Here is a 17,424-nt window from a genome sequence, read left to right on the forward strand (position 1 = left end):
CAGGCCCACGAGGCACCTCACGTGCCCAGCTGCAGGCCTTCCGCCGCCGCCTCGACCATTCCCATGCCGAGTCTGCTGACCCGCAGGGCGAACGGCTGCTCCGCGACCCTCAGGTCGGTGAGCTCCATCGCGCCGAGCGGGGCGGTGCCCAGCGGCCGCAGGGACACCGTTCCGGCCGGGACGTCGGGGCGCAGTCCGGCGAGGGTGATCAGTATCTGCACCGCGCCGGCCGCCGCCACGGCCGCCGGACGGCAGGCCGCCGGGTGGGGGACGGGCGCACCGTCGGCGGTGCGCTGCTCCCCCGCGTACATCTCAGGAAGGCGGTGTCCGAAGCTGTCGGCGGCGTCGAGGACACCCTTGGTCAGGGCGCCTGCTGCCCGTTCGTGGCCGGCCGCGGCCAGGCCGGCGGCGGCGACCGCGGTCTCGTGGACGCGCACCGCGCCGCTGCGGTGGCCGAACGGGTTGTAGCCGCTCTCCTTGGCGCCCAGCCCGCGCAGGCCCCACCCGGAGTCCATGGCCGGACCGCCGAGCAGTCTGGCCAGTTGGTCGGTCTGTGCCGCGTCCAGCAGGCCGGGGGCGAGGGTGCCGCCGCCGAGGAGGCCGGTGTCGAGGAGGTGGGCGGTGGTGGAGGCGAGATGCGAAACGGGCCTTCCGTCGGCGGTGAGCCAAGCCGCGGGGCGGCCGCCCATGCGGTCCTCGACCCAGAAGTCCGAACGGAATCGGGAGCGCAGGTCCGCGGCCCACTCCCGCAGCGCTGCCGCCTCGGACGATCCGTACGCCTCGAGGAGATCGGCGCCGAGCAGGGCGGCGCGGTGGGCGTGGGCCTGGGTCTCACAGCGGTACGGCCCGCCGGGAGCGGGGTCGGGCAGATAGCCGCCGCGGCCGTCGCGTGGCGGGTCGGTCACGATGCGCAGCCAGCGCAGGCAGCGCTCCGCGGCGGGCATCAGCCGCTCGGTCTCCCGCTCGGGCAGGCCCCAACGACGCGCCTCGGCCAGAACGGTGGGGAACAGCAGGGTGGCTTCGATGCCCGTGCAGCTCGGCGGGGCGTGCGGTCCGGCGTCCCGGAGGGAACCGGGAATTCGGCCGAATTCCACCCCTGGGGCGGCGTGTTGGCTACGGGCGAGCACCCGCAGTGTGCCTGCGGCAAGCCGGGTGCCGAGCGGCAGCAGCATCCGGGCGGTCCACAGCGCCTCGGCCGGTGCGAGGCCACAGCGCCAGGGGAAGCCGCCTGCGACGTATACGTCCGCGGGGGCGAGCGGGTCGCGCATCGTCAGGCCGTGCAGGTCGTCGAGGCTGCCTGCCATCAGGGCGTCGGCTCGATGGTCGTCGCATCTCAGCAGGGCCGTCGCCCAGGGCTGCGGTGGCCGGTCACCGCGTTTGTGCGGCGCGAACGTTCCACGGCGGGGGCCGGGGATGCGGACGCCCCCGGCGCGTCGGCTGACGGGAGCGCCGGCGCCGGGTCGGCCGGGGGCGTGCTCCAGTCCGGCGTGCAGTTCGATGGTGCGGCTGCCGCCGGGCGGCAGGCTCAGCTCCCAGCGCAGCAACCCCGCCGAGGCGAGGGCGTCCTCGGGTGTGGGTGTCGCCCTCACCACCGCATGCACCCCGGGCCCCGACCAGCGGAGCCCGGAGCCATGGACCACGGCCCGAAGTTCAGGGCCCGGAAGGCCGACGGCGACGGCTCCGAGCTCCGCGAGGTCCGTGCCGAGCCGGATCTCGACGGGCAGTCGGACCGGCCGGGCCGCGCTGCTGCGGAAGGTGATCCGCTCGGTGCCGTCGGCGTACCGCAGCCGCTCCATGCGGATCTCCGGGTCCGGCCCGCGCTCGCCGGTCCTGCGGACCGTCCCGATGAACCGGGCGCGGTCCGCCCCGGTCAGCCTCCCCTGGACAACCAGCGGTTCGCCGCCCGCAGCCCGCAGTTCGCAGTGGGACAGGACCCGCCGGCCGTCGCGGTAGAAGCCCTCCAGGCCGTGGCCGGTCAGCTGGCCCGAGCCGGGGGACACGGCGAGCGCGGGGAGGGCCACGCAGACCAGCGAGGAGTGGACGGGTTGGGGTTGTGGGGTGCGGGGCGGCGCCGGACGCCGCTCTCCGGACGGCCGGTGGACCGGCTGGGTGGTGGGGACGATGCCTGGCACGCTCTGCGCTCCCTGGTGGGGTCGGGGATCCGTACGGCCTGCTCCAAATAGGTGAACGGTCCGGCCGGTGCCCAGGTCACGCCGGTCGCATGGCGCCGGTGCGATCATCGCCTGCTCCGGTCGTCGTCCCGGCGCGCACGGCGCCTGCCGCGCCCATCGGTCGTCCGGGCGCCGGGGCCGGTGCCGCCGCGCGATCCCCGGGGGCGGCCGGCGGGCCCGGAGCGGGCCGGGCCCGATCGCGGCGCGTGCCGCGAAGCCTCTTCGGCGGTGGGCGCGGACTCGGCGGGAGGTGTCGACTCGGCGGGAGGTGCCGACTCGGCGGTGGGCGCGGCACCGTCGGTGGCGGCCACCGCCTCCCGGTGCTGCTCGCGCAGGCAGCGGCGCAACGGCTCCGGATCGAGGCCTTCGTTGATGGCGCGGTGCAGGAGCTGCGCGAAGGTGTAATCGGGGTCGAGGGCCAGGGCGCAGCTGAGGGCGACCCGCGCCGACGGTCCGTCCTCGGTGGACCAGCAGACCCATCCGGCGAGGGTGAGCGGTGCCACCGCGTGTTCCGTGTAGCCGCCCGCGCAGCGGCGGGCGAGGGCACGCCAGAGCCGGAGGGCCGGCGCGGCGACGGGGCCGTCCATCCACTCGGCCGCCCGGTCGCGGGTGATCCGGTCCTGGAGGCCGAGGATGAGGTCGGCGGCCTCGGCGTCGGTGATCAGCGCGTCGTCGCAGGCGTCCCGGGCCCGGTTGCTCCCCGAGGGGGTGTCCTGGCGGAAGCGGTGGATCATGGCGGCGGCCAGGTCGAGGGTGTCCCCGCGGACGGCCACCGCACCGTCTGCCCGCAGCATGCGGGGGACGAGCGCACCGGCCGCCTTGTCCAGCGCCTTGACCTGGTCGGCGGCGCGCGGGCCCTTGCGGGGCGTTAGCCGGGCCTCCATTTCCTTGAGTGAGCCGCGCACTTGCATTCCCGCGTAGGCGGCGGCCGCGGCCATCACGGAGGTGCCCGGCATGACCATGGGCGTGCCGTCGGCGGGGCAGCACCGGAAGTCGGGGCAGCAGTAGGACCAGAAGCGGCCGTTGGAGATGCAGAGCGCTTCCAGGACGGGTACGTCGAGGGCGCCGCAGGCGGTGCGCAGCCGTTGGGCGAGCGGGCGGAGGCGGTCCTTGACGTCCTTGCCGCTCTCGCCTGCCGCGGGCTCCTGGCAGAGGTAGACGATGATCGCTGCGGGCCGGGCGGCACGCTCCTGACCTGCTGAGATGAGGCAGTCTGCGAGCTGGTCGGCGGTGTCGGGCCACTGGGTGGTGTCCGTCGGGATGCCGAGCCGGACGCGGCCGCCGAAGCGTCCGCGCTCGCCGTGCAGCGCCACCATCACGATCGAATCGTCCGGATAGAAGCCCATGAGATACGGCAGGGCGTCGGCGAGTTCGGCCGGTCCGCGCAAGGTGACCTGCGCTTCGGCATGCTCGGTCGAGTCGGCGGCGGCGGTTGCGGAGTGGGAAGGGCCCGCGGGCCGGGAGGGTCCGGAGGAACGGGGCGGGGTGGCGCTTTGGGCGGGGACGGCGGGGGCCGGCGGCTCGAGGGCTCGGGAGGCGGGTGAGGGGGGTGAGGAGTCCGCCGGGTGGCCGGAGGCGTCCGGGGAATTCGCGGCGGACGATGCCGAGGGCGTTTCCGCGGAGTTGATGTCGGTGCTGTGCTTGCGCGGTTCGCTGTGCGGATTCATGGCTCGAAGATCCCGCGACCGGCCGCCGCTCCGCGACCCCTGTGGATAACTCGCGGGTGACGAGGTTGTCCACAGCTTCGGGCGGGGGTTCGCGCGTTGTCAGTGGCATCGGGTTGCATGGGGGCATGAGCAGCGAACTGGATGTCTCACAGCGCGGCGGCAAGAGTTGCGGTGATCGCTGCCGCCAGTGGCAGTTGGGCGAGGCAGGAGCCGGAGCGCTGAGCCGCACTTACCGCGTTGCGTCAGCGGCTCAGTGACGGTCCGGCTCTCGTGGGTCTCGCCAACGTTTTGCTGCCTGCTCGAACTCGGTTGATTCGTAAGGCGGTTTCAGAAGATCTTCGATCCGGGGCCCCGGTGCCCTCGCCCGGCATCATCGCGGCTCTCGCCTCGGCGTTGGTCGGCGTTGGTCAACTCACCAAGCGTGCTGTGGGTTTGCGGTGGGCGGGCGGGGCGTGGCGCAGTCGAGCATTTGAGCAATCGATCCGGGCGTTCGGCGCAGAGGGAGGGGAGGGTGGGTGGATGGTGGGCGCTCTCGGTGGTCGAGTGGGCCGCATCGCGTTCTCCGGATAACCGGACGCAGGGCGGCGGGCCGGGAATTGCGTGTCGTTCCGTTCCCCGGGAGAACAGTGACGGGTGGGGAGCCGACGTCGGGCGCCTACCGGAGTGGGAAGGCGCCCGAGGAATTCTCCGCCGCTCAGGCCCCTGCGTGGTCGGCGAGCAGGGTCACTTGCCCAATTCCTTGGCCAAGGCGGCGCGGCGGGCGAACATCTTCTCCTTGGACTCGGCCATCTCGCGGAGCGCCGACTTCCGCTCCCGCTGGGCAAGCCGGTCCAGATAGAGGTGACCGTGAAGGTGGTCCGTCTCGTGCTGCAGGCACCGTGCGAAGTAGCCCCTGCCCTCGATCACCAGGGGGTTGCCGTCCTTGTCGCGGCCTCGTACGACGGCACGGTCGAGACGGGGCACCACACGGTAGGGGCCGGGAACCGACAGGCATCCTTCGGTTTCTTCGATCAGCATGCGGTCCTCGGCCACGACCTCGTCCAGGACCGGGTTGGCGATGTGGCCGACGTGGCGCACGCCCCACTCATCGGTGATGTCCCACACGAACAACTGCAGGTCCACGTCGATCTGGTTGGCGGCGAGCCCCGCGCCCTCCGCCACCTGGTTCGTGGCGAACATGTCGTCGATCAGCTGCGAAAGCTCCGGCGTACCGAACTCGGTGACCTCCCGGCACCGTCGGTGCAGGATCTCCTCGCCGACGACGGTGATGCGGCGCACGGCGCCCCGTTCCACCTCAGGAGCCATCTGCGGGTAGGACTCGACGGGTTCGCCCTGCACTCGTACTCGGCGATCCTGCGAGGTGTCACCGGATTGAACAGCCATGGAGTTTCAACGCCTTCCACACATGCGTGAGCCGGCCGGGGACGGGGCCACCGGCCGGCTGCGGTCCAGCTTGATCGATTACTTTCCAAAGTAGCACTCTTTGCAAAGCGGGTGACGATATCCGTCAAGCAGCATTCGTGGGCCCGCTGTTGCGACTCGCGGGGCAGTCGCTTTCGGACTTCATCCCGTGCGCTTCGCCCTGCTGGACCCGCTCGCCGAGGACGGCACCTTCCAGACCGACGGGGAAGCGCCGGGGCCCGGGATCGGTTCGGATGTCGCCCGAGGAGAGGCCCTTCACCAGGGGGAATGGCCATGAAGGCAGGGACCGTCACAGCGATATGCGCTGTCGTGATCGCTGTCGCGTCGCTCCTCGTCTCGATCTGCCAAACACGCGCGATGCGGCAGCACGACCGTCAGTCGGTGCGGCCGGTGCTCCCACTGCACCGAGGCCGGCCGAGAGGCGGAAGGGCAGGGATCCGCCACCGCCTGTGCCGAACGCACGTCGGCCCGACGTGGTGCGGACGCACTCCCCACTTGTGTGATCGCCCTCGGGCCGGCCTCTCGGTGAGGCCTGGACTTCTTTTGGGGCGCGGCAGGTCGTCGCCGGTGTCAGGGCCGCGCCCCAAAATGCGCATCGGTCGTTCAGTCGACTCCGAGGGCCGCGATGACGTCCGCGGCTCCTTCGCGGCGGCCGGCGGTGGTGGTCACCACGGGGATGGGTCGCGTGCCGAGTTCGACCATCGCCCGGAGTTCACGCAGGATCGTGCCGACCCCGTCCTGGTCCGCCTTGTTCACGACGTAGAGGTCGGCGATTTCCAGTACGCCGGCCTTGGCCAGCTGGATGCCGTCGCCCGCGCCGGGCGCGAGGACGACGATCGTCCGGTCGGCGACGGAGGCGATCTCGACCTCGGACTGCCCGGCCCCGACGGTCTCGATGAGGATGACGTCGAATCCCACCTCGGACAGGATCGAGACCATCGGCCGGGCGGTGGCCGAGAGCCCGCCGAGATGGCCCCGGCTGGAGACCGATCGGATGAACACCCCTGGATCTTCGGAGTGCTCCTGCATCCGGATCCGGTCGCCGAGCAGCGAGCCTCCGGTCACCGGTGACGACGGGTCGAAGCAGAGCACCGCCACACGGCTGCCACGCCGCCGGAACTCGGCGATGAGGCAGGACGCCAATGTCGACTTGCCGACGCCCGGCGCACCGGTCAGGCCGATCACCGTTGCGGAGCGTTCGGGCGCCTGGAGATCGGCCTCCGTGAGGTGGTGGTTCTCCGCGCGGGCCATCAGGCGGGCCAGTGCCCGTACATTGCCGTGCCGTGCGGATTCCAGCGATTCCCGAAGCTGTTGACTGGTCAATCCGTCACCTCGATCAGGTGCAGATTCGCCTGCGCCCATTCGATGATCTCCGGCAGCGCGTCACGTGAGGTGAAGACCCGCAGCACGCCCATCTCGACGAGTTGCCGGGCGTCCTCGGGCGGGATGATTCCGCCGCAGAACACCGGTACGTTCGCCGCGTCGTTCTCGGCGAGCAGCTTCAGGATCCTGGGCACCAACTCCATATGCGCGCCCGAGAGCAGGGACAGGCCGATGGCGTCGGCTCCCTCTTCCAGAGCGGTGCGGACTATCTGCTCGGGCGTCTGGCGCAATCCGGTGTAGATCACCTCCATACCGGCGTCGCGCAATGCGCGCGCGACCACCTTCGCCCCTCGGTCGTGGCCGTCCAATCCCGGTTTGGCGACAACCACTCGGACGCGATTCATCTGTCCCCCGGCCTTTCCTGTGTCTGAGTGATGACGGGCGTCGTCATGCCGCCATCAGTGGGGTGATCCGGTCCTCGCCGATGTGCGATCGCAGCACGGAATCGGTCACGCCGAGGCCCTTCGACGGCGCCAGGCAGAGCACGCCGACCTTGCCGAGGTGTCCGTTGCGCTGAATCATGCGTGCGGCTTCGGCGGTCTCGTGGAACGGATACACCTCGGACAGCATCGGCTGCACACGCCCGCGCTGGATGAGGCGATTGGCCTGCCACTGCTCGTAGAGATTCGCTCCGTGGCTGCCGATGACCTTCTTCAGGCGCATCCACAGGTAGCGGTTGTCGAAGGTGTGCTGATACCCGGTGCTCGACCCGCAGGTCACGATGACACCACCGCGCCTGGCCACGTATACCGAGATGCCGAAGGTGTCGCGTCCGACGTGCTCGAAGACGATGTTCGGGTCCTCACCGATCTCACGCCTGATGATCTTCCCCAGCCGCTTGCCGGTGGCCACGGTGGCGTCCGGGTCGGCGGAGATCTCACCGATCTCGCGCCGGTCGATCACCAGCTCGCAACCGAGCTTGCGGGCGAGCTCGGCCTTCTTCTCCGAGCCGACGATGCCGATCGGGATGCCACCGCCATTGCGGACGAACTGCACTGCGTAGCCGCCCAGGCCGCCCGCCGCGCCCCATACGAGCACCACATCGCCCTGGCGCATGTTGGCGCCGCGCTCGCTGATGAGCATCCGGTAGGCCGTCCCGGCACACAGCGGATTGCTGGCCGCTTCCTCCCAGCTGAGGTGGGCGGCCTTGGGGAGCAGCTGGCTCGCCCGGACGACCGCGTAATGGGCGAGGCCGCCGAAGTTGGTCTCGAATCCCCACGCCCGCTGCTCGGCGCCCATCATGCCGTCGTCGTGCGTGTGTGCCTCCTGGTCGTCGACGTGGGCCGTCGCGATGGCGACGTGGTCGCCGATCTTCCAGTTCCGGACGCCGTTGCCGACTCGTACGATCACTCCGGCGGCGTCCGAGCCGAGTACGTGGTACGGCTGGTCGTGCCGTGCGGCCCAACCGCCCTGCTTTCCGTAGTGGCGCAGGAAGTTGAAGGTGGGCATCGGCTCGAAGGTGGCCGACCAGATCGTGTTGTAGTTCATCGCCGCGGCCATGACGGCGACCAGGACCTCGTCCGGAGCGAGCTCCGGCATGGGGACGTTCCCGATGTGGAGCGATTTGCGGACGTCCTTGTCGTCGACGCCGGCGAACATGCCGACGTCTTCGACCCGCAGGTAGGCCGCGGCGTACTCACTCGGAACCGGAATGCGTTCCAGTACGTCGGGAGAGGCTCCCGCTACCACTGCTGCCGAAAGCTCGTCCATGGTCATCCTTCCTTGCTGTCCATCTCGGAATGGCGGATCTGTATACGTCCCGGCAGATCGCTTCCGTGCAGCCACTTCCGCAGGTACGCGCGGAACTCGCGCACGGTCGGGGCATCCGGGCCACGGCCGGTCACCACCAGCACCGCGGTCTGGGTCCGGGCCGTTTCGAGCCGCACTTCCGCTTCCCGGACCCATGGATGGGTCCGGGCGATGCGCGCGACGGCCGAGGTGTCGATCAGACTGCGGGTGCAGATCCATCGGCCGTGCTCCGGCCCGAGCAGCCGCACGCCGCCGTCCGCGGCGACATATCCGCAGTCGCCGGTGGGCACCTCGCGGCCGTCGGGGAGACGGACCTGGAGCGCACCCGCGATCGATCGCGGCAAGGGCTGCCCCGACGGGCCGTGCGCCGTGAACGCCACGCCCTGCGCGGGGGCCAGGCGCGGCGGATTCGGGGGGTCCTCGTCCAGCAGTGTTCCGGCGCGGACGCCGCCGCGGGTGTAGGGGATCCCGTCGGTGGCGGTGTCCGGCCGGTCCGCGCGCGCCGGGGTGACCGAGGACGTCGTGCGGTTCGCCGCGAGGTCCGAGACGGCCGTGCGGAAGTCGGTCAGGAGCTGCTCCGCTTCCTGCGCTCCCATGAGGTCCTGGCGGTAGTCCAGACGCACCCGGCAGTCCGGCCAGTTCGCCCGGATCTGCAGTGTCCTGGCCAGCGTCGCCGACGTGTTCGGGGTGAAGAAGTCCCAGTCGGTGCGCAGGCCGGGGATGTCCAGGTCCAATCCGGCCGGCGGCCGGGGAAAGGAGAGGCCGAGTTCGGTGCCGAGCCGGGCCAGCGGTCTGCCGGGCACGCCGGCGACCAGGTCGACGAACGGGACCCGGCGGAAGCGCGCCAGGTGGGTGAGGGCTTGGCGGGCCGCGGCCACCGACTGCTCGATCGACGCCTGCCGGGTGGTCTCGACGGCCACGGGGACCACGTTGATCTGGAGACCCGCGACATGGCCGGTGTGCTCGTCACTCACGTCGGAGGCCAGCGCCAGGAGGGCGGTGCTGTTGCCGTACACCGCCAACTGACGGATCGACGCCGCCAGGAGCATGGTGAAGGTGCTCACCTTCAGCGTCCGGGCCGTCTCCCGCAGGGTGGCGACCGCGGACGGGTCCAGGTCGATGGTGGGCGAGGACGTGATCGTCCGGTCTCCCAGCCGGCCGCCCTCGGGCAGGGCCATCGGCGTGGCCGTCTCGACGGTCCGGCGCCAGAAGGCCGTCGCCTCCTCGGCCACGTCGCCGGGGGCGACCGGCGTCGTGGGCGCGGCCAGTGGCGACGGCCGCACCGGGCGGCCCGCCCGGATGTCCCCGAGGTAGGCCGAGAAGTCCCGCGCCACGAGGAACTTGCTGCGCCCGTCGAAGCCGGCGTGATGTGCCGCGAACACGACCGAGCAGCGGTCGTCGCCGTGCGTCAGGAGGTGGAACCGGATCGGCGCCTCGGTGGACAGGTCCCAGTGGCGGCGCTGGAGGTGCTGCGCGGTCCAGGCACGGACGGCTGCCCTCTCGGTGCCTTGCTCGCAGGCGAGTTCGGCGCGTCCGAAGGCGCAGGCGTCCTGCGCCGACAGCACGCACTGGCGCAGCTGCCCGTCGATCAGCCGGAGCACCGAGCGCAACGGCTCGTGCCGGTGCAGCACCGACCGTGCCGCCGCCTTGAGATCGTCTTCGTCGACGGCGCCGTGGAAGGTCGCCACGAAGTATCCGCCGCCGCTGATCGACGGATCGATCTCCGCTTCCGCCCACAGCGCGTACTGGCCGGCGTCCGCGGGCCGGTCGTGCAGGATCGTCGTCATGCGCGACCGACCCGGCCGCTTCGACGCCGGCTCAGATCATCGGAGATCGCCTGTACGACGGCCTCTCGGTCGATCTTGCCGCTGGGCGTCCTGGGGAGTTCGGGCAGTTCGGTCACCGAGAGCGGCACCGACACCTCCGGCAGCACCGTGCGCAGGCGGTCGAGGATGCCGGCCTCGATGGACGCGTCGCCGCTCTCGCGGAGTACGACCGCGGCCCGGAGGCTGGTGTGACCGGACCTGCTCGGCACCATGGCCGTCGCGGCGGCGGCGATCTCGGGGGCCGACAGCAGTTGCGCATCGACCTCCAGGAGATCCACCCGGATTCCGCGGATCTTGATCTGGTCGTCCATGCGCGACAGGAAGCGCACACCGTCCGCGGTGAGTTCGACCAGGTCCCCGGTGCGGAACGCCCGGGTGTGGCCGGCCGGGGTGGGGGCGATGTCGATGTACCGCTGGGCGGTCAGCTCCGGCCGCCCCAGGTACCCCTCGGACAACGGGTGCCCGGCGACGAGGAGTTCGCCGATGCGGGGGGTGTCCGGATCCTCCGGAGCGACGAGCAGCTCGCATCCGGGCAGGGGGACGCCGATCGGGGGCAGATGGGGCCAGGTCGCCGGGTCGGCGTCCAGTACATGCGACGTCACCATGGCGGATTCGCTCTGCCCGTAGTGGTTGACCAGTCGGCAGGCGGGCATGCCGGCGAACATCGACCGGATGTCCTCCGAGCAGACCATCTGCTCACCGGCGGTGTTCACCTCGACCAGGTGCAGCTTGTCGAGCAGTTCCGCCCGCGCCGTCACGGCCAGCATCTGCAGGGCGACGAACGGGACGAACAGCCGCTCGACCCGGTGGTCGGCCAGCCAGCGCAGCAGGCGGGCCGGCTCGCGGCGCAGCTCCTCCGGCATGATCACCAGCGTGCCGCCGCCGCACAGCGTGCCGAGGATCTCCTGGAAGGAGACGTCGAAGTTCAGCGGGGCGAACTGGGCGGTACGCAGGTCCGGTCGCGGCGAGTGCGATGCCTGCCAGTCGACCATCGCGTCCACGCAGCGGTGGGTCAGTGCCACGCCCTTGGGCCACCCGGTCGAGCCGGAGGTGTAGATGACGTAGACCGGCAGCTCGGGGTCGCAGGGGACCGCGCCGAGGTCCGGTGCCGCGGTCGTGGCGGGCGCCGCACCGATCCGCAGCATCGGGCCGCCGTACCGCACGCCGGAGTGCTCGGTGGCGATGACGGCACGCGGCGCACAGTCGTCGATCATGAACTGGAGGCGCTCGGCGGGGTATTCGGGATCCAGCGGCACGTAGGTGGCGCCGCGGAGCATCACCCCGAGCAGCGCGGCGACCGCGCCCGCGCCGCGCGGCAGGGACACCGCGACCCGGTCCGCGGTGGCCACGCCGGCCGTCTCCAGGTCGGCCGACACGCACTGCGCCCAGGCCGCCAGCTCACCGTAGGTGTACTGGCGTTCGGCGTCGACGACCGCCGTGCGGCCGGGGTCGTCCTGGACGTGCCGTGCGAAGTCCGCCAGGAAGCACTCCGGCTTCGTCGGGCCGCCCCACAGCGAAAGGAATTCCTGTGCGGTCATGCACCGGCCCCCCGCTGTGGCACCGCGGTCAGCTCCTCGTTGACGGCGTCCACGAACTCCTCGATGGTGGGGTTGTTGAATATCAGGCGCAGTTCCGCCTCGATGCCGTACTCCCGCTCGATCAGGGCGAGGATCTTCGCCGCCACCAGGGAGTCACCGCCGAGGTCGAAGAAGTTGTCCTCGGGCGTGAGGCCGTCCACGCCGAGTGCGCGCTCCCAGAACGCGGAAATGGTGGAGGTCATCTGCTGGTTCATATCTACTCGCTGCCTATTCGCTGTCTATTCGCTGTCTGTTCGGAATGGTCATCGGCGCGTCACCGCAATTCGCGGGGACGTCGTTCCGCGCTGTCGTTCAGCGGGCCTGCCCGTCGTGCGCGGCGGCCGCCAGTCCGTCCGCGACCGCACGTTGCATCTGGCCGATGCTGGCCCGTGCCCGGGCGGCCGCGATCATCGATTCCATGACGTTGCGTCCCGCCGCGACGTCGCTGGTCAGGGCGCGCAGTTCCGCCTCACACGTCCCCCGCTCGAAGGGGCGTCGACGCCCCGGAACGACGCCGGAGCGAAGTTGCCGTTCGGTGAGCCACTCCTCTTCCTCGGACACCTCGGCATCGGCGACGCCGACCGTGGGGCCGCCGCCGGCGTAGGCCATGTCGTCGATGTGCGACTCCAGCCACCCGCTGCGCAGACAGCTCAGCAGTCCGCCCCGGGCGGCGATGTCGTCGAGCCAGCCCTGGGCTTCCTGCTCGATTTCGTCGGCGATGCGGGAGATCGTGTCCGATCCGCCGAGCGGGTCGACGTACCGGGCCACATCGGTCTCCTTCAGCAGGATCTGCTGCACGCGCAGCGCGACCCGCGCGGAGAGCTGGCCGGGGGTCTGCGCCGCCTCGTCGAAACCGCAGACGTGCAGTGACTGGACCCCGCCGAGGACCGCCGCCATCGCCTGGATGGTGGTACGCGCGATGTTGTTGAGCGGTTCGCTCGCCGCCAGGGCCGATCCGAAGGTGTTGACCTGGATGCGCATGCGGGTCGACTTGTCGTTGGTGGCGCCGAAGCGGTCCACCATCCGCGTCGCATACATCCTCCGCAGCACCCGGAACTTCGCCGCCTCGGCGAGCAGTTCCATATGGGTGCCGAAGATGAAGCTCAGCCGCGGCGCGACCTCGTCGACGGTGAAACCGCGGTCCAGCATGCCGTGGAGGTACTGCTCGGCGTCGGCGATGCCGAGCGCCACCTCCAGCGAACGGTTCGCGCCGGCTTCGCGGGCATGGCCGCCCGAGATGGAGACGGGATTGACCTTGGGCAGGTGGCGTACGCAGTACTCGATGACGTCCAGCGAGAAGCGGAAGCTGTCGTCGAGGTCGAAGACGAACGCCTTGCGGGCGGCGTGCTCCTTCAGCATCTCGTTCTGCAGCGTGCCGCGCAGCAGTGCGGGATCGACGCCGGATTCCTCGGCGACCACGATCCACAGGGCGAGGATCATCGGCGCGGTCGCGTTGATGGTGAACGAGACCGACACCTGATCCAGCGGAATTCCGTCGAACACCGCCGCCAGATCGTCGACGGTGGCGACCGAGACGCCCGCCCGGCCGACCTCTCCCACCGCGGCCGGATCGTCCGGGTCCAGCCCCAGCTGGGTCGGCAGGTCGAAGGCCAGGGAGAGCCCGGTCTCGCCGCGTTCGAGGAGGTAGTGGAACCGCTTGTTGGTGTCGAGGCCGTCGCCCAGGCCCGCCAGCTGCCTGATCGTCCACGGCCGGGACGTGTACCCCTTGGGATGGATTCCGGCCTCGTAGGGGAATTCACCGGCTTTACTCATCATCGACACCTGCCAATCCTGCTTTCAGAAGGTCGCCATAGGCGTCCAACACATCGGGACTCAATATGTCGTTGTGTGCGCAGTCGACTGCGTATTCCTTGACCGGACCGGTGACGAAGGGTGTCCAGTCGCGCGAGTAACCCGAATCGACTTCCGCCCCCATTGCCTTGAACACCACGGCGGTGCCGTCGAACACTTCCGGTGTATGGCCGTGCCAGAGTTCCGAGTTGTATCGGAGGTTGTGCACGACGTGGCTGATGATCCAGGCCGGCGGAATGGCGGCGCCGAGGGAGGACTGGCTCTCGACCCACTCCACGATCTGCTCGGCGGAGGTCAGTTCGGGCGGCGCGGGCAGCTCGACGTTCTTGGAGACGAAGTACCGCAGCACATCGACCTCGTCGAACTCCTCTTCCGCCGCCCGTGTCACGCCGGGCTCCACCATGGCCGCGTCCAGCAGCACCAGCCGTCGCACGCGCGCGCCCCGGCGCCGCAGCTCGACCGCCATCTGATGGGCGACGACACCGCCGAAGGACCAGCCGAGCAGGTCGTAGGGCCCTTCGGGCCGGATCGACTGCACGAGGTCGGCGTAGAGCTCCGCCATCTCCCCTACGGTGCGGGGCCGCTCGCCCGTGTCGACGGTCTGCTGGATGCCGACGATCGGGCGCTTCAGGACGTTGCCGAGGGCCTGATAGGCCCAGCTGACGCCGCCACCGGGGTGAATGCAGAACAGCGGATCGCCGGGGCCCTGCCGGAGCCTGGTGACCTGGGGCAGCTCGTCCGACTGCGACCAGCTGTACAGCTGCCGGCTGAGTCCCCTGATCGTCGGTGCTTCCATCAGCGCGCGCACACCGACCTCGGAGTCGAAGGACTCCCGTACGGCGGCGACCACCCGCATCGCCGACAGGGAGTTCCCGCCGAGGTCGAAGAAGGAGTCGTCGACGCCGACTCGGGGCAGGTCGAGCACCCGCGCAAAGATCCCCGCGAGGATCTCCTCCACCGGAGACGACGGCGCCCGATACACCCCGCCCGTGAACTGCGGCTCGGGCAGCGCCCGCTTGTCCAGCTTGCCGTTCACCGTCAGCGGGAAGTCCTCGACGACCATCACCACGGCCGGAACCATGTACTCCGGCAGCTGCACGGCCACCTCGCCGCGCACGGCCGCACCGTCCAGGCCGGCCGCCGCGTCGGCGGGCACCACGTAACCCACCAGCTGCTTGCCCGCATCGGTCGGCCGCACGATCACGGCGGCCCGGTCCACACCGGCCACACCGGCCAGGGCGGCCTCGACCTCGCCCAACTCGACGCGGAAGCCACGGATCTTCACCTGGTCGTCGGAGCGGCCCACATACTCCAGCTCGCCCCAGGCGTTCCACCGCACCAGGTCACCGGTGCGGTACATCCGCGAACCGGCCGGGCCGAAGGGGTTCGCCACGAACCGCGACGCCGTCAGGCCCCCGCGGCCCACATAGCCCAGGCCGACGCTGCGCCCCGCCACGTACAGCTCGCCGACCACGCCGACCGGCACCCTGCGCAGACCGGCGTCCAGCACGAACAGCGCGTCACCCGGAACCGGCGAACCGATCGGCGCACCCTTGCCGGGCTGCATGGGACCGCTCATGGACGCATAGAACGTCTCGGTCTCGCCGTACCCGTTGATCATGGCGCGGCCGGGCGCCCAGCGCTCGACCAGCTCGGGCGAACTCGCCTCGCCGCCCACGAAGACGGTCCGTACGCCCTCCAGTCCCTCGGGCGACAGCATTTCGAGCGCCGACGGGGTCTGGTTGACCGTGGTGACCTGCTCGTCGATGAGCAGCTGATGGAAGTCGGCGGCGGAGTGGACGGCGTCCTCGGGGACGACGACCAGGCGCCCGCCGTGCAGCAGCGCGCCCCACATCTCCCACACCGACACGTCGAACGCGTAGGAGTGGAACAGCGACCACACCTGGTCCGGGGTCGGCACGAACGCCCGCTCCGACGGGGCGTACATCTGCGTCACGTTCGCCTGCGTGATCGCGACGCCCTTGGGCACACCGGTCGTTCCGGAGGTGTAGGTGATGTACGCGACGCGGTGTGCGTCCGGCAGCGGCAGCGCGGCGGTCGGCTGCGCGGCCATGGCGGGATCTTCGACGTCCACCACCGGGACGCCGGATCCGTCGACGCGGTGCGCCTGCCCGGCGGTGGTCAGGACCGCGAGGGGGGATGCGTCGTCGAGGATGAACACCACGCGCTCGTCGGGGTGGTTGACGTCGATCGGCAGGTACGTCGCACCCAGCTTCAGCAGCGCCAGGATCGCGATCACGGTGTGCTGCGAACGGGGCAGCAGCAGCGCCACGACCTCCCCGGCGGCCACACCGCGGCCGGACAGCAGGTGCGCGAGCCGCGACGATTCCTCCTCCAGCTCCCGGTACGTCCATGACCGGCCCTCGAACACCAGGGCCACGGCGTCCGGCCGCCGCTCCACTTGCCGGGCGAACAGCTGGGGAATCGACGGGTCGTTGGCCTGTTCGAACAGCACGGGTCGCTGGCCGAGCTCGTCCAGTTGCGCCCGCTCCTCCTCGTCCAGGAGGTCGACCGACATCACCGGGCGGTCCGCGTCGGCGACCATCACCGTGAGCAGCCGCTGCCACCGTGCCACGACGCGTGCCACGGTCTCGGCGTCGAAGACGTCGGTGCGGTATTCGACGACACCGACGATGCCCGCGGGCCGGCCGGCGTCGTCGAACCGCTCACGCAGGCTGAACGTCAGGTCCATGCGTGCGGTGAGGGTGTCCGCCTGGTCCGGGGAGATGTCCAGGCCGGGCAGGGACAGATCGGGCAGGGTCATGTTCTGCCAGGCGAACAGCACCTGGATCAGCGGGTGGTGTGCCTGGGTGCGGACGGGGTTGAGCCGGTCCACCAGGGCGTCGAAGGGCACGTCCTGGTGCGCGAAGGCGTCCAGGCTCCGCTCGCGGACCTGCCCCAGCAGCTCACCGAAGCTCTGCTCACCCGACACCTGCGTCCGCAGCACCAGCGTGTTGACGAAGAACCCGACCATCTCGTCGAACTCGGAACGCCCACGGCCCGCCGTCGGCACACCGAACGCCACATCCGCACTGCCGCTCAACCGCGACAACAGCACCGACAACGCTGCCGACATCACCATGAACGTCGTCGCGTCGTGTTCGCGTGCGACCCGCTGCACCAGCTCCTGCAGCTCCGCGGGCCACTCGACGAGGACCTGACCGCCCTGGTGGTCGGCCACCGCCGGATACGGCCGGTCGGTCGGCAGCTCCAACAGCCCCTCGAATCCGGCGAGTTCCCGCTCCCAGAACCGGGTCTGCCGGCCGAGTCGGCCTTCGGGGTCCGCCTCGTCGCCGAGGAGTTCGTGCTGCCAGAGCGTGTAGTCGGCGTACTGGACCGGCAGCGGCGACCACTGGGGTGCCGCATGGGCACCGCGCGCCCGGTAGGCGGTCAGCAGATCGCGTACCAGCGGCGCCAGCGACGAGCCGTCGCCCGCGATGTGGTGCACGACCAAGGCCAGCCGGTGTTCGGTGGCGGACACCGCGAACAGACGGGCGCGGAAGGGGACCTCGGCCGCCAGGTCGAACTCGTGGCGTGCCACCGCGCCGACGGCCTCGTCCAGTCGGTGTGCCGTCCATCCGGTGGCGTCGACGACGTCCCAGCCGAAGTCCAGCCCGGCCGCATCCAGGATGCGCTGCTCGGGCACGCCGTCCACATCCGGGAAGACCGTCCGCAGACTCTCGTGCCGACCCACCACATCAGCGACCGCCGCACCCAGCGCCGCCACGTCCAACCCACCGGTCAGCCGCAACACCAGCGGAATGTTGTACGTCGCCGACAACCCCTCCAACTGGTG

The 17,424-nt window shown here is 70.8% G+C and carries 11 protein-coding genes; all 11 read right to left on the reverse strand.

Annotation, left to right across the window (positions count from 1 at the left end):
* Positions 1 to 17: 17 nt before the first annotated feature.
* Entirely contained in the window at positions 18 to 2,021 is a 2,004-nt protein-coding gene (locus AC0680_RS35380; RefSeq protein ID WP_478637130.1) for a glycogen debranching N-terminal domain-containing protein, read from the reverse strand.
* A gap of 215 nt (positions 2,022 to 2,236) precedes the next feature.
* On the reverse strand, positions 2,237 to 3,838 hold the full coding sequence (locus AC0680_RS35385; protein WP_478637109.1) for a DUF4192 domain-containing protein: 1,602 nt from the start codon (positions 3,836 to 3,838) through the stop codon (positions 2,237 to 2,239).
* Between the two features lie 723 nt (positions 3,839 to 4,561).
* A complete protein-coding gene (gene def, locus AC0680_RS35390) occupies positions 4,562 to 5,221 on the reverse strand; it encodes a peptide deformylase (RefSeq protein ID WP_478637111.1) in 660 nt (219 codons plus the stop codon).
* 642 nt (positions 5,222 to 5,863) lie between these two features.
* Entirely contained in the window at positions 5,864 to 6,583 is a 720-nt protein-coding gene (meaB, locus tag AC0680_RS35395) for a methylmalonyl Co-A mutase-associated GTPase MeaB (RefSeq protein ID WP_478637113.1), read from the reverse strand.
* Positions 6,580 to 6,987, reverse strand: coding sequence for a cobalamin B12-binding domain-containing protein (locus AC0680_RS35400; RefSeq protein ID WP_478637115.1), 408 nt, complete (start codon positions 6,985 to 6,987; stop codon positions 6,580 to 6,582). Before AC0680_RS35400 ends, meaB begins: the two co-directional genes overlap by 4 nt.
* A 43-nt stretch (positions 6,988 to 7,030) precedes the next feature.
* Complete coding sequence (gene ccrA / locus AC0680_RS35405; protein WP_478637117.1) at positions 7,031 to 8,353, reverse strand: crotonyl-CoA carboxylase/reductase; 1,323 nt, start codon at positions 8,351 to 8,353, stop codon at positions 7,031 to 7,033.
* Between the two features lie 2 nt (positions 8,354 to 8,355).
* Entirely contained in the window at positions 8,356 to 10,179 is a 1,824-nt protein-coding gene (locus tag AC0680_RS35410; protein WP_478637119.1) for a condensation domain-containing protein, read from the reverse strand.
* Positions 10,176 to 11,756 (reverse strand): amino acid adenylation domain-containing protein, encoded by a 1,581-nt coding sequence (locus AC0680_RS35415; protein WP_478637121.1) that lies wholly within the window; start codon positions 11,754 to 11,756, stop codon positions 10,176 to 10,178. Before AC0680_RS35415 ends, AC0680_RS35410 begins: the two co-directional genes overlap by 4 nt.
* A complete protein-coding gene (locus AC0680_RS35420) occupies positions 11,753 to 11,998 on the reverse strand; it encodes an acyl carrier protein (RefSeq protein ID WP_468981382.1) in 246 nt (81 codons plus the stop codon). Before AC0680_RS35420 ends, AC0680_RS35415 begins: the two co-directional genes overlap by 4 nt.
* A 109-nt stretch (positions 11,999 to 12,107) precedes the next feature.
* Positions 12,108 to 13,568, reverse strand: coding sequence for a methylmalonyl-CoA mutase family protein (locus AC0680_RS35425; protein WP_478637124.1), 1,461 nt, complete (start codon positions 13,566 to 13,568; stop codon positions 12,108 to 12,110).
* The coding region (locus AC0680_RS35430; RefSeq protein ID WP_478637125.1) for a non-ribosomal peptide synthetase at positions 13,561 to 17,424 on the reverse strand (3,864 nt) is incomplete at its 5' end. The genes AC0680_RS35430 and AC0680_RS35425, both read right to left, overlap by 8 nt.

The sequence above is a fragment of the Streptomyces sp. NPDC043738 genome, assembly GCF_056436545.1.